The sequence below is a fragment of the Pseudoalteromonas ulvae UL12 genome, from assembly GCF_014925405.1.
Lineage (GTDB): Bacteria > Pseudomonadota > Gammaproteobacteria > Enterobacterales > Alteromonadaceae > Pseudoalteromonas > Pseudoalteromonas ulvae.
Genome location: NZ_AQHJ01000030.1, coordinates 274,857 through 288,375, shown reverse-complemented (window position 1 = coordinate 288,375; position 13,519 = coordinate 274,857). Strand labels below are relative to the sequence as shown.

Here is a 13,519-nt window from a genome sequence, read left to right as displayed (position 1 = left end):
AACATAAAAACAATGGCAACTTAGCATGAAAATTATCAAAACTCACCTCGCGCTCGCTGTAGGTTTAGCACTTTCAAGTGCAGCCCCGATGAGCTTTGCATCTGAAGACGCAAAAGCAAAAGATACCGCATCTGAAAAATGGGATGTACTTAACCCACCAGGCGAGCAGCAAACCATCACCATCGATACCACAGAAACAACATGGAGCAACGTAGATGTCAGCCCTGATGGAAAAACCATCATGTTTGATATGTTAGGTGATATTTACACTATGCCGATGTCAGGTGGTAAAGCGACAGCGATTACCCATGATCGCGCTTGGAACTTCCAACCTAAATTCTCACCAGATGGCAGCAAAATAGCCTTTATTTCAGACCGAGAGGGAGCTGAAAACTTGTGGGTGATGGATGTAAATGGCGAGAACATGCGCAAAGTTTCGGATGAATCCCATAATCTGTTACACAATCCAGCATGGTCACCCGATGGACAATACATTGCCGTCAAGCAAGGCCAAGTAACCGGCCGAACGATTCCGGGTGGCTCAATTCGTATGTATCACGTTTCAGGTGGTAAAGGTGTTTTAGTCCGTGAACGCTTACACGGCAAAAAATCACAAAAAAATGTGGCTGAACCCGCATTTTCTACGGATGGTAAAAAAATCTATTACTCTGTAGATGCGACATCAGGTGTCACTTGGCAATATAACAAAAATGCCTTAGGTTCCGTTTTTGAAATTCGCTCGTGGGATTTAGCAACCGCAGAAGAAGAAACGGTTATTCGCGGCTCAGGTGGAGCAATCCGCCCCACACCTAGCCCAGACGGAAAATCGATTGCGTTTGTAAAACGCGTTGAAAATGGTCAAGAGATGCAAAGTGCACTCTACATTAAAGACCTAAAATCAGGCATTGAAACTGAAATTGTCGCAGGCCTTGATCGCGACTTACAAGAAGCCAATGGGGCACAAGGGAACACCCCAGCCTTTGCATACACGCCAGACGGCAAAGCCTTAGTGTTTTGGTCTGCAGGAGTGTTTCATAAAGTTGATATCGCCACTAAAAAAGCGGCTGTGATTCCGACACAAGTTGTGGCCGAAAAACACATTACCCCAGCGCTTAAATTTGCGGTAGATGTCGCCCCTGATACATTTAAAGTAAAATTAGCTCGTTGGTCGCAAATCTCTCCAGATGGAAAAACCGCTTTATTTCAAGCTTTAGGTTACCTTTACACCAAAGACATTCAATCAGGTAAAGTGAAGCGCCTTACGAAGCAAAATGACCATTTTGAGTTCTACCCTAGTTTCTCCCGTGATGGTAAACACATTGTCTATACAAGTTGGGACGACCAAAATCTTGGAGCTGTGCGTGTAGTATCAGCCAAAGGCGGCAAAAGTCGTGTAATTACGCAAGAGCCAGGGCACTTTATTACCCCAAGCTTCTCCCCTGATGGTAATCAAATCCTATATCGAAAAATTACCGGTGGCTTTTTGTTAAGCGGTGATTGGTCGATGGAACCTGGGATTTACCTCACTGACCGCAAAGGTAAAGAACACACTCGCATTATCAAAAAAGGCGATAACCCTCACTTTGGTGCTGACAAAGATCGCATCTACTTCAATGTATCGGCTGATGAAACAAGCCGCGAATTAAAGTCTGTTGATCTCAATGGTCAGCAAGAACGTTCTCATTTCAAAGGCGACTATATCTTTGATTTTCGCGTCTCGCCTAATGGTCAGTATGTTGCGTTCATTGAAAACTTCAACACCTTTGTAGCGCCTTTCACCAGCACAGGTAAAACACTGTCTATTAATAAAGGCGCCAAGTCACTGCCTGTTAAACAGGTCTCTAAATATTCTGGCGATTTCTTAAATTGGCAAGCAGACAGTAGCGCGTTAACGTGGGCATTTGGCCCTACTTTATATCAACGCAAACTCACTGATACATTCGCTTTCTTAAAAGGTGCGGCAGATGATGTCAGCGAACTGACTGCCCAAGGCATTGATTTAAGCTTTGAGAAAAAAGCCGATAAACCAGAAGGTTTACTGGCCCTAGTCGGTGGTAAAGTCGTAACCATGCGCAACGCCGATAAAGAGCAAGAAATCATCGAAGATGGGGTGGTTTTAATTGAGGATAACCGCATTATTGCCGTTGGAACACGCAGCGATGTCACTATCCCTAAAAAGGCCAAAGTGATGGATATGTCTGGCAAAACAATCATTCCAGGGCTAGTTGATGCCCACGCACATGGCAGCTATGGGAGTCGTAATTTACAACCTGAACAAAACTGGAATCAGTTCTCTAATGTTAGTTTTGGTGTGACGACTATTCACGATCCTTCAAATGATTCAAACGAAGTATTCTCTATGGCTGAGTTGCAACGCGCGGGCTTAACAGTCGCACCACGAATTTACTCAGTCGGTCGTATTTTATATGCAGGTCATGCACCTGGTTATAAAACCCCAATTAGTAATCTAGAAGATGCGCAATTTCATGTGAAACGCCTCAAAGATGCGGGTGCTATCTCAGTTAAGAGTTACAACCACCCTCGTCGCGATACTCGCCAACAAGTCTTAGAAGCGGCCAAACAAATGGAAATCATGGTAGTACCTGAAGGAGGCTCTAAATTCCAACAGAACATGAACATGATTATTGATGGTCACACAGGTCTAGAGCACGCGTTGCCTATCCCACATATTTACTCTGATGTTGTGCAAATGTGGAGCCAAACAAAGGCTGGTTTCACACCGACCTTCAACGTCGCCTATGGTGGGATCAAAGGGGAAGATTACTTCTACAATACCACTGAGGTGTGGAAAAATGAGCGTTTAAAATCGTTCGTACCTGAGTACATCCTCAACCCTCGTTCAATCCGCCGTGAAAAAGCACCTGAACATCATTACAACCACGTCAATGCTGCAAAATCAGCAAAACAATTACGCGATAAAGGCGTTACTGTTCACATTGGCGCGCACGGTCAACGTGAAGGATTAGGCGCACATTGGGAACTGTGGTCAATGGCACAAGGTGGCTTCACTCCATGGGAAGCACTACGAAGTGGCACCATTGATGGAGCAAAATACTTAGCCATGGATCATGACATCGGCACGATTGAAAAAGGGAAACTCGCTGATTTAGTGATCATCGATGGGGATGTACTCAATGACATTCGCCAATCTGAAACTGTCGCGTACACCGTGCTTAATGGCCGAGTTTACGATGCCGCGACGATGAATGAAGTCGGAAACTACGACCGTAAACGTCAACCTTTCTTCTTCGAAAACGGTAATATCGCGCCAATGCACTCAGCGACAGAAGCCTACATGGAAGAAAAAGCGCACACATATCATTGGAAACATTAATGTATTAATGTGCAGCTAACAAAAAGGAGGTCATCGACCTCCTTTTTTAATTACAAGGCAAAACAACAGGCCTAATTAATGTGGCAGCATAACAAGTATCGCGGCGAGCGCGATTAATATTAGTCCTATCGCATCTTGCGATTTAGGTTTTTGCTTTAAAAAAATCAACGACACAAGCAACATAAAAAACACTTCAATTTGTCCGACTGTTTTAACATAAGCAACATGTTGCAAACTCATCGCACTAAACCAGCCGATTGAGCCTATACAGCTAGTCACACTCACCGCGGCGGTGATTTTTTTATACTTGAGTAAATGGCGAAAAGTACTAGGTTGAGTGAGAATGACATAGCCTGATAAAATCAATGTTTGTAATGTGATGACCAACCACAGCACCCAAGCAGCACTATGAGGAAAAGGTAATTGCAGCGCAATACTGGCCTCTCTCACCCACAAAGATGTTAGCGCAAAAGCAGTCCCACATGCCAAACCTAAAAACACTGTAGGTAAATTCAATTGCCGGACACTTTTCACACCGCTGAGGATAAACACCGCAATTGTGCCAAGTAGCACGCCAACCCAACCTAGAGCCGTCAAGCTGCTACCAAAAAACCAACTGCCAAGTAACGCAGCCATCACCGCCTCACTCTTAGCGAGTCCAGCGCCTACTGCATAGTTTTGCAGCTGAAATAACTTCACCATTAATGCCGTCGCGATAATTTGCATTAAGGCAGCGGCGCTCACAAAACCAATAAATCCTGTTGACAATGACACACTATCAACTGGGTTAATCTGATACAAAATCCAGAGATACAAACCCGCGATTGGGCTAGCAATAATAAAACGCGCCAGTGTTACACCCGCAACACTGACGCTCTCACTGAGCTTACTTTGCAATGCATTGCGAAATGCTTGCATAAAAGCCGCCAAAACAGTAAACGCTATCCATGCCATCTAAAATGCCTTATTGATTATTCGCTCCTTCATTTGGCGAAGTTGCATGAGACGTTAATTTAGGTGCGACCATTCCTTTGAGTAATCGACCGAAGATATCAGCCCCAGTGATGATACGCTTTTGTTCTGCCCACACTAACACAACATCATGATCTATCGCACCATCAAATGATTTATCAGACGAGTGGCTCGCACGTATTTTCAAAATAACTTCACTCAGCCTTAATCCTTCATCAGTGACAACGATTGGGCGATGACAATAATGGTAAGGGTCAAAAGTATCAGGCTCAAACAAAGCAGCACGTAAAAAACCATCCGCATCAACGACTAATAAAGGCCAATCGTCTTCATTAGTAATAATCACCCAGCTATAACCTGATTTGTGGAGCGTTCTTAAAAACTCATTATCCGCAGCCAGAGTTAGCTCTGGAAAAATAGGTAAATCCAACTTAGTTGGTAAAGAAACAATCGAGTCTGGATCGATTATCTCCCCTTCCTTAGTCACCGTAATTTCATCTAAAGCAAAAAAGTTTAGTGCACCAATACCTTCAACATGGTGAACATCAGCCTCTTCCGCTTCAATATGTTTACGAATAATTCCTCGCAACTCACTCTCAGCAAAATAAGTAATGCCTTCTTTTCCTAGCCAAGCATCTAGCACCAAGGCGGTCGGTTTCGCGACAACATAAAAAAGTAATTGATAAAAGCGAATTAAAGGTGAAAGCATGCTAGCCATTTTTAGTGCATTACGCGAAAAATAAGCCTGCGGTGTGATTTCACCAATAATCGTAATCGCAATGGTTGAGAATAAAAACGAACTCACCCCCATCAAAACGGAATCAGAAAGTAATGTCAGTAACACATTGATACCTACATTACCCCATAATATGGTCGCTAATAAAAAGTTAGAATCATCACGAAGCGCCATTACTTTTCTAGCCGCTTCATTGCCTTTACTACTTTCCATTTCAAGCTGTAAACGGCTCAATGAAAAGAACGCAAGGTTTAGCCCAGAAAAAATTGCCGACTGTGAAATACATACAGCGATGGCACACCAAATCATGACTTCAAATGTCATTTTTTATCCTATTAAAAATAATTCTAAAGTAGCAACAAGCTACCTAAACCAAGAAACGTTACAAAGCCAACAATATCGGTCACGGTTGTTAAAATTACTGAGCCTGATAAAGCAGGATCGATTTTCATTTTGTCTAAAATTGACGGGATCACCACTCCAGAGAGCGAGGCTGCAATAAGGTTCAATAAAATTGCCACTGTGATCGTGATGCTTAGCATCATGTCGTTAAACCACGCAAAAGTGAGTAGACCTATCACCAGCGCCCAGACGAATCCATTGACCGCCCCAACACGTAACTCTTTTTTCAGCAGAGCACTTCGGTTCGAATCTGTAACCTGTCCAAGTGCTAAACCACGCACAATAACTGTTAGTGTTTGACTACCCGCAATGCCGCCCATCGAAGCAACAATTGGCATTAACACAGCCAAAGCCACCACCTGTTCAATGGTTGCACCAAACAAACCGATAAACCACGACGCTAAAAAAGCAGTGGCTAAGTTGATCCCCAGCCAAATTCCACGGTTTTTCGCACTTTTTCTAACACTGGCAAACAGATCTTCGTCTTCGCGTAAACCACCCGCTTTGGCCGCAGCTGAATCAATTGTTTCTTGTCGCAATTGATAGGCTGACGCTAAACTCAAACGACCAATCAACTTTTGATCGGCATCCACAACAGGCATCGCTGCTCGACCGGATAAAATAACAGCCTCTGCAGCTTCATACAGATCATCACTGGCGTTAAGCGCTGTGATGTCTTGATCTATCATCGCATAGAGCTTTTGCCCTTCTTCAGCTTGCAAAATATCATTAATCGCCACTTCACCAGACAACTGCCCTTGCCTTGTTATCGTATAAAAAACATCCGTAAAAGGAGGGATGCCTTTCAATATTTGCTTTCTGACACTGGGCATAATGAGCTTTTCAGATACTTTAACAAAATCAAAGTCTAACCAATGGCCCAGCTCTTCAGCTGTGTATTTTTGCGCAAGGTCATATTGCTTTATTTGTGCTTCATCAAGTTGCTTTTTAGCATATTCGATGAACCTTTCTGGGATGACTTCTTCAAGTTCAAGTAGCTGTGCAACGTTTACTTCATCTAGTAACTTAAAACAATCAGCATCATCTAAGGTATGCAATAACCAACGACAACTATCATCACCTAAATTAACAAATATTTCATGCTGAGTATCGTCATCTAATAATGCCCAAATCTCCATCCTTTGATCTTTTGGGATTGCTTCAAATAACAAAGACAAGTGCTCAATTGACAACGTCTCTTGGGCATCGGCTAACAACTCTCGCTTTTGCACTTGATTTTCGCATTGTAAAAGCGCATCAATTAAATTTGGTAATTGATCAATTGGGTACTCTACCATCTAAAACCCCTTCTGATTTTTAGTTCTGTAACGATTCAACGTATTTAAAAAGTAAAAAGTCACAATTAATTGTGACTTTTTACTTTTTAAATACGTTATTCTTAATATTAATACAAACCATTTTGTATGTTAGGAAGTTCACTCATGAATGATATCGAAAAAGCACTTCAAGAAGAATTGTGTAAAGACTCTGAAAGCGACTTAACACAAGTGAAACAACAGAAAAACAGTGTGTTAATAGAGCGCGCGATTGCCAGTGCCAATAAACATCAAGGAGTGACTGATTTAGCCGTTTTAGGCACGACATCTCTTTGGATTGTGTTTATCAATTTATTTACACAACTCCTTAAACCCACTTTCAACAAGCACAACTATACGGACAAAAGCGATGAGCAATCAAACAATATCAGATAAAACCATCTCAACTTTAAACGAAGTCTGGCAAGTTTTTTTACAATCAACTCCCGATTTCATCGCAGGGTTTGTTCTAGTGTTAACGGGTTGGTTATGTGCCTTCATAATCAAAAAAATTATCACCAAAGGCCTCAATAAATTTCAACTGCCCCGCCTGCTTGATGCGATTGGTTTAACCGATCTACTCCAAAAAACGGGCTTTCAAATTACCGGCAGTCAAATCATTGCCTCTTTGTTTTCCACGTTTGTATTTTTACTCTTTTTCTTAGCAGCTTTAGATACCTTAGGCCTCACCATTTTATCAGGCTTAATAGACACTTTAACTTTATTTTTACCTAAAATATTAGCTGCATTCTTTGTGATGATTTTTGGCTTTTTTGTTGGGCAAATTGTCTTCAAAAGTACCAAATTCGCAGCAAAAAATGCAGGCATCGATTATGGTCGCTCTTTAGCTGAAGTTTGCAGAGGCATCATCATTGTTATCACTCTCTCGTTAGCAATTACACAATTAGAAGTCGATGTGAGTCTGCTCAATACCATTATTTCTGTCATTACCGCCAGTGTCGGCCTAGCCGCGGCTATTTCATTAGGCATAGGTACAAAAACAATGTCCAAAGAAATTGTTTCAGGGGTTTACTTGCGTGATTTATATAAGGTCGGGGACTTAATACGTGTTGATGATATCGAAGGTAATATTGTTTCTATCAGTAGCGCAACCTCACGTGTGATCACTGAGTCAGGCGATATTATTACCATTCCGAATACTTTCTTGCTTGGTAACAAAACAACAAAAATATCGCCAAAACCACAAGCTAGAGACTAAATTTGCAAAAATTTAATGAAGAGCAGCTTGTTATACTTGCACAAGATGCTCTTCCCTATGATGCAAGTTTTTATCAACTATTAGTGAAACCTTATGTAACGCAACTTAGGGGCTATTGCGCACGCCTGCTAAATGATCAACATGAAGGTGAAGATGCAGCGCAAGAAGTGCTGATTAAAATTCTGCTCAACTTAAAGTCATTTGAGTGGCAGCAGTCATTTCGTTCATGGATGTATAAAATCGCACATAATGAGTGTATCGATAGAATTCGCAAAAATAGTCGAGTGTCATTTGATGATGAATTTAATTTAGAAGATATTCATATCGAATCTAAACCTCAAGATATGCAACACTTACTTGCTTCGATCATGGAGCAACTCAGTTGGCTCGATCGTAATATCATGTTGCTTCGCTATCGGTCAGGCCTTGAGTTCTCAGAAATAGCACAAATAGTCGGCCTTAAATTATCAGCCGTCAAAATGCGCCACACTCGCGTGTTGGATTTTCTAAATCAACGTATTTCTTCCTCCCACTAACAGACCCTAATAAAAAATTAAAAAAAATGTGACTTTTCTAACATTCGTAACGTTACCTATAGAAATAAACTTAATAATAAGTAGGTACATTCGTGAAAATAGCTATTTTATCTCGTAACAAAAAACTTTATTCTACTCGCCGATTAATTGAAGCGGGTCTTGCTAAAGGTCACGAAGTTGATGTGATTGATACATTACACTGTGATATGGACGTAACAAGTAATAGCCCTTCAGTTGGTTACAAAGGTGAAAAATTACCAACTTATGATGCGGTTATTCCACGTATTGGTGCATCAATTACGTTTTACGGTACAGCTCTGGTTCGTCAATTTGAGATGATGGGTACTTTTTCTGTTAATGAATCAGTCGCAATCAGCCGCTCACGCGATAAATTACGTTCGTTACAGTTGTTATCTCGTAAAGGTATCGGCTTACCAAAAACAGGCTTTGCTCACTCATCAGATAGTATTAGCGGATTAATCAAAAACGTTGGCGGCGCTCCGGTAGTTATTAAATTACTTGAGGGTACACAAGGTATCGGCGTGGTATTAGCGGATACCAAAAAAGCCGCAGAAAGTATCATCGAAGCATTTATGGGCTTGAATGCAAATATTCTTGTGCAAGAATTTATTAAAGAAGCCAATGGTGCAGATATTCGCTGCTTAGTGATTGGCGATAAAGTGATTGCAGCGATGAAACGTCAAGCGCAAGAGGGCGAGTTCCGCTCTAACTTGCACCGTGGTGGTACAGCAGAAATCGTAAAATTAAACAAAGAAGAACGTGCTACAGCAGTCAACGCAGCCAAAGCAATGGGGCTAGGTGTATGTGGTGTTGATATTTTACGTTCAAACCGCGGCCCGGTTGTTATGGAAGTGAATTCATCTCCAGGTCTTGAAGGCATTGAAAGCGCAACAGGAATCGATGTGGCTTCTTTAATTATTGAATACATTGAAAAGAAAGCGAAGCCTAATAGCACGCGTACTCGTGGACAAGGTTAATTATGGGCAAAACACTTGAAATTAATGGCATTGAAATCAAGCTTGGAGAAAGTAAACGTATTGAGCTGCCTGTTGCTAATTTGTATACAGGTGGTGAAGTTGCAATACCTATTCAAGTGATTCGTGGCAAACGTTCTGGCCCAACTATTTTTTTAAGTGGGGCGATTCACGGCGATGAGCTCAATGGCATCGAGATTGTACGACGCGTGATAAAATCAAAAGCGTTAAACAGCTTAAAAGGAACAGTCATTGCTGTTCCTATGGTGAATATTCACGGAGTATTGAACCAAAGTCGATACTTACCTGATAGACGAGACTTAAATCGCTCGTTTCCAGGTTCGGAGAGAGGCTCTTTAGCTGGGCGTGTCGCTAATTTGTTTTTAAAAGAGATAGTGCACAAATGTGATTACGGCATCGACTTACATACCGGTGCAATCAATCGCAGTAACTTTCCTCAAATCAGAGCAAATCTAGAGGATGAAGAAACGTTAGCACTGGCTAAATCTTTTGGCGTACCCGTTTTGCTTAACGCTAATCTACGTGATGGTTCATTAAGACAATCAGCGTCAGAAGAAGGCACGAAAATCCTTCTTTATGAAGCCGGCGAAGCATTGCGTTTTGATGAGCTATCAATCAGTGCGGGCGTAAAAGGTGTCTTTAATGTTTTAGCTGAGCTTGGCATGATCCGTAAACGCAAGGTGAAAAAGCCCGCAGAACCCTTTATTGCTCTTTCGAGCTCTTGGGTTCGCGCTACAGCCAGTGGTTTAGTGAACGACAAAAAGCAGTTAGGTGATCGCGTTAATAAAAACGAAGTGCTTGCTGAAATTGGCAATCCCTTTGGCGATATTCTCGATACTGTGGTCGCAAAACATGCTGGTATCATTATTGGTAAACAAAACATTCCTCTCACTCAAGAAGGAGATGCAATGTTTCATGTTGCTAATTTTGAAGATACCCATGAAGTAGCTGAACATATTGAAATACTTCATGATTTGCATTTACCAACCACTGATGAATAACACCTAACGGACCATGAAAAATTTATTCAAGGCAACACACAGTTTTACACAACTCTTTGCTATCGTGTGCATTTTGTTGCTTATTACTGTGTATTTTAATTAACGATAACTCACTCGCCCTTAATTGAACGGTACGTAATTTAAGGGCGAAACAAATGCAGATTTATGAAAATAAGGAAAAGTATGACTCATTCAATGAAAAAAATTGTGGTAGGCAGCCTTATGATAGTAACTCTCGCTATGCTAAGCGTTTATGTTCTTAAGCAGCCTGAGTCGGTCTCAGACTCAACAGCTGGTTCACAATCAGTCCAAACAATGACTGTCGCGACGGGCACAATCACATCTCCTTTAAAAGCGAGAACCTCGTCACCTGTTACTTCTGTGCCTGATTTCACGCAGTACGCCGATGTGAAAGAAAAGAAACAAGCTTTTTTTGATTTTCTTTATCCTGTTGTTGTGGAACAAAACACCTTCATTCGTGAACAACGTGCACAAGTAAAACGTATTAAAAGTCGCTTTGAACAGCAAGAAACCCTTTCGGAGAAAGACACACAATTATTGATGGCTTACGCGAAAGCCTATCACATTGATGAACAACCTATCAGTGATGACTTTTTCAATTTACTGTTGCGCCGTGTCGATGTCATCCCGCCTTCTTTAGCGCTAGCACAAGCGGCGATTGAGTCTGGCTGGGGAGGCTCTCGCTTTGCTCAACAAGGAAACAATCTATTTGGCCATTGGTGTTTTAGTAAAGGTTGTGGGTTTGTACCTGCATCACGCGATGGCAATAAAAGCCATGAAGTAGCAAAATTTCAAACAGTGAATGAAGCCGTTAGAAAATACATGCGAAATCTGAATGCGTTTCATCCTTACACACCGATGCGTGATATTCGTGTAGAAAAACGTAATGATAATGAGCCAATTACAGGGCCAGCACTTGTAGACGGTTTAATTGATTATTCAGAAATGAAAGAAGAATACACCCAAAAAGTTATTCAAATGATCAGACAAAACAAGCTCACTCGTTATGACGTAGGTCAACCTCAAGCGGGTTTATAACAGCATCAAAAATCAAAACTGCGACATAATGCCGCATCCTCTACGAGTGATTTATTGATACACTCAAGGTTGATGTTACTTATTTTGCACTGAGGGTTGTGACACATATCATTGTGCCACAACCCTTTTATTTACTGTGTAATCCATGCCCGATGATGTCATTTTTACTAACAGCTTTTAGCACATCTAATGGTAAATTATCCAAATGAATATTAGCTATGCGAACACGCTGTAAATCAATAACACGACGCCCTAATGCTTTTGACATTTTACGAATTTGACGATTCAAACCTTGGCGTAACGTGATACGAAACAGGGTATCCCCACACAAACACACTTGGCACGGTAACGTGGTTTGGCCATCAATCATCACTCCTTGGCTCATTTGACTGCAAAAAAGCGCATCTATTGGCCGATCTACTTGCACTAAATACTCTTTTTCTTGGTGATTTTCAGGGTGATTCATCTGATGAAAAAAATCACCATCATTGGTCAAAATGAGTAAACCATGGGAGTCTTTATCGAGACGGCCAATCGGGTAAAGGCGAATATCGCTCGGCAAACGATGCACTAAGCTGGTCGGATCATCAGGCAATAATCGGCAGTCAACACCTACTGGCTTATTATAAATAAAATAATAACGCTGAGACTCAATCACTAAAGGTTGATTTTGGATGCTTATCTGATCTCGCTCACTAACAAAACAAATATGGTCGGCCACTTGACCATTAACAGTCACAACCCCTAAATCAATCAATCTAGAAGCCTGACGACGAGAGCAATACCCAGCATGGGCGATATATTTTGCTAGGCGCATTGTGTCTATTGACGTGGATTCATTCATGAATGGCTGCTGCAATGGTCTTAGGTGTCACCACTTGTTGATAAGGGCCATGAATAACCACAGTGGCACTTATTTTATCTTGAATCGCCTGACGATTCGGATCCCAGACAATTTGTAAAAAACCCAATAACCCCGTTGCAAAGCCCGCTCCATACCCGCCGTAGCGACCAAAGGCATCCCATAAAGAAAGATATTCCCCCGATAACGCAACCACGCGGATGTTAAGTAATTTTTTACCTGGCGTTTGCCCACGCCATAATAGTGGGAATAAAGTAAAGTACACTGCAGCCCAACCTAAACCGAGCCCTAAATCAGACATAATTCCTTTAACCCACTCAATCACGCTGTAGCTAGTCTTTTCAGTTTTTTCAACTGCAGACACCTCTGGTGACTGCGCACTAAAGACATCACTCAACGACGCATCAGGAATAGAGGCTTGCTTATCTGCCGCTGCGATTAACTTCAACAATAAATAATTGAGTTGTTGGTTCTCGTTTTTTTCAAGTTTAGCCAAAGCAGGAATGTGAGTGAGAAGCTCAGTTTCAGCCTGTGTAATACACGCTTCATCACATCCATCACCTTCCACTAACCTTAAGTATTTATTTAACTCTTCTTTTTGAAAAGCGGTTAAATTCACTTCATTACTGATCCCCTTGGCAATGACGTTATCTTGACCATCAAAGTAATCAATGCCTTCGCTCAATAAACTTAAACTGGCAATAAATAAAATGCTCGCAGCGAATACTTTTAAAGTACGTCGTACCCAGCCGCTCATTTTTGGCAAATAACTCTCGGCTGTCCCTCGGTAAAAGGCCATAGCAGCCACAAATGCGATTAAAGCAGCACTCAATTTTGCAGCAAGAAAAATTAATGAGATATCCACCAGCATTGCCAAACCACGCCTAGCAGGACTGGCAAGCGGAAGGCCTAATAATTGCTCGTTAATTTTAAAGGCATAAGGCGTAATAATCTCTCGAGTTTCTGACCGAGAGAGGTCGAGTTTATTTATTTCTTTTGCTTTCATCACATAAAAAGCCAGTGCGTGCACTGGCTCTCCTTTTCC

12 protein-coding genes are annotated in these 13,519 nt (G+C 41.6%); 7 read left to right on the top strand and 5 right to left on the bottom strand.

Features of this window, described 5'->3' with window-relative positions; all coding sequences use genetic code 11:
• Positions 1-25: 25 nt before the first annotated feature.
• Complete coding sequence (locus PULV_RS14880; protein WP_193332143.1) at positions 26-3,355, top strand: amidohydrolase family protein; 3,330 nt, start codon at positions 26-28, stop codon at positions 3,353-3,355.
• Between the two features lie 75 nt (positions 3,356-3,430).
• Here the strand turns inward: PULV_RS14880 and PULV_RS14875 are convergent, their stop codons facing one another.
• Genes PULV_RS14875 through PULV_RS14865 form a run of 3 tightly spaced genes read right to left on the bottom strand, consistent with a single transcriptional unit; the run spans position 3,431 to position 6,763 of the window.
• Entirely contained in the window at positions 3,431-4,309 is an 879-nt protein-coding gene (locus PULV_RS14875; protein ID WP_176365237.1) for a multidrug transporter, read from the bottom strand.
• Positions 4,310-4,319: 10 nt separating this feature from the next.
• The gene (locus PULV_RS14870; protein ID WP_086745620.1) at positions 4,320-5,387 is read right to left on the bottom strand and encodes a DUF21 domain-containing protein; all 1,068 of its coding nucleotides are present in this window, start codon (positions 5,385-5,387) and stop codon (positions 4,320-4,322) included.
• Positions 5,388-5,410: 23 nt separating this feature from the next.
• Complete coding sequence (locus PULV_RS14865; protein WP_193332142.1) at positions 5,411-6,763, bottom strand: magnesium transporter; 1,353 nt, start codon at positions 6,761-6,763, stop codon at positions 5,411-5,413.
• A 144-nt stretch (positions 6,764-6,907) separates the two neighbouring features.
• Between PULV_RS14865 and PULV_RS14860 the strand changes: the two genes are divergently transcribed.
• The 6 genes from PULV_RS14860 (at position 6,908) to PULV_RS14835 (ending at position 11,612) form a co-directional block, all read left to right on the top strand.
• Positions 6,908-7,177 carry a hypothetical protein gene (locus tag PULV_RS14860; protein WP_193332141.1) on the top strand — a complete coding sequence of 90 codons (270 nt, stop codon included), beginning with the start codon at positions 6,908-6,910 and terminating at the stop codon, positions 7,175-7,177.
• Complete coding sequence (locus PULV_RS14855; protein WP_193332140.1) at positions 7,152-8,000, top strand: mechanosensitive ion channel family protein; 849 nt, start codon at positions 7,152-7,154, stop codon at positions 7,998-8,000. The genes PULV_RS14860 and PULV_RS14855 overlap by 26 nt, the downstream gene beginning before the upstream one ends.
• Before the next feature lie 2 nt (positions 8,001-8,002).
• Positions 8,003-8,536 (top strand): sigma-70 family RNA polymerase sigma factor, encoded by a 534-nt coding sequence (locus tag PULV_RS14850; protein WP_193332139.1) that lies wholly within the window; start codon positions 8,003-8,005, stop codon positions 8,534-8,536.
• A gap of 92 nt (positions 8,537-8,628) precedes the next feature.
• A complete protein-coding gene (gene rimK, locus PULV_RS14845) occupies positions 8,629-9,534 on the top strand; it encodes a 30S ribosomal protein S6--L-glutamate ligase (RefSeq protein ID WP_086745625.1) in 906 nt (301 codons plus the stop codon).
• A 2-nt stretch (positions 9,535-9,536) separates the two neighbouring features.
• Positions 9,537-10,553, top strand: a complete 1,017-nt coding sequence (locus PULV_RS14840; protein ID WP_193332138.1) for a succinylglutamate desuccinylase/aspartoacylase family protein — start codon at positions 9,537-9,539, stop codon at positions 10,551-10,553.
• A gap of 222 nt (positions 10,554-10,775) precedes the next feature.
• Positions 10,776-11,612 carry a glucosaminidase domain-containing protein gene (locus PULV_RS14835; protein ID WP_176365238.1) on the top strand — a complete coding sequence of 279 codons (837 nt, stop codon included), beginning with the start codon at positions 10,776-10,778 and terminating at the stop codon, positions 11,610-11,612.
• Positions 11,613-11,739: 127 nt separating this feature from the next.
• Here PULV_RS14835 and PULV_RS14830 read toward each other — a convergent pair whose 3' ends face one another.
• Together PULV_RS14830 and PULV_RS14825 are read right to left on the bottom strand one after the other, a co-directional pair.
• On the bottom strand, positions 11,740-12,456 hold the full coding sequence (locus tag PULV_RS14830) for a pseudouridine synthase (RefSeq protein ID WP_227009414.1): 717 nt from the start codon (positions 12,454-12,456) through the stop codon (positions 11,740-11,742).
• Positions 12,449-13,480, bottom strand: coding sequence for an RDD family protein (locus tag PULV_RS14825; protein ID WP_193332155.1), 1,032 nt, complete (start codon positions 13,478-13,480; stop codon positions 12,449-12,451). The genes PULV_RS14830 and PULV_RS14825 overlap by 8 nt, the downstream gene beginning before the upstream one ends.
• Positions 13,481-13,519 lie beyond the last annotated feature (39 nt).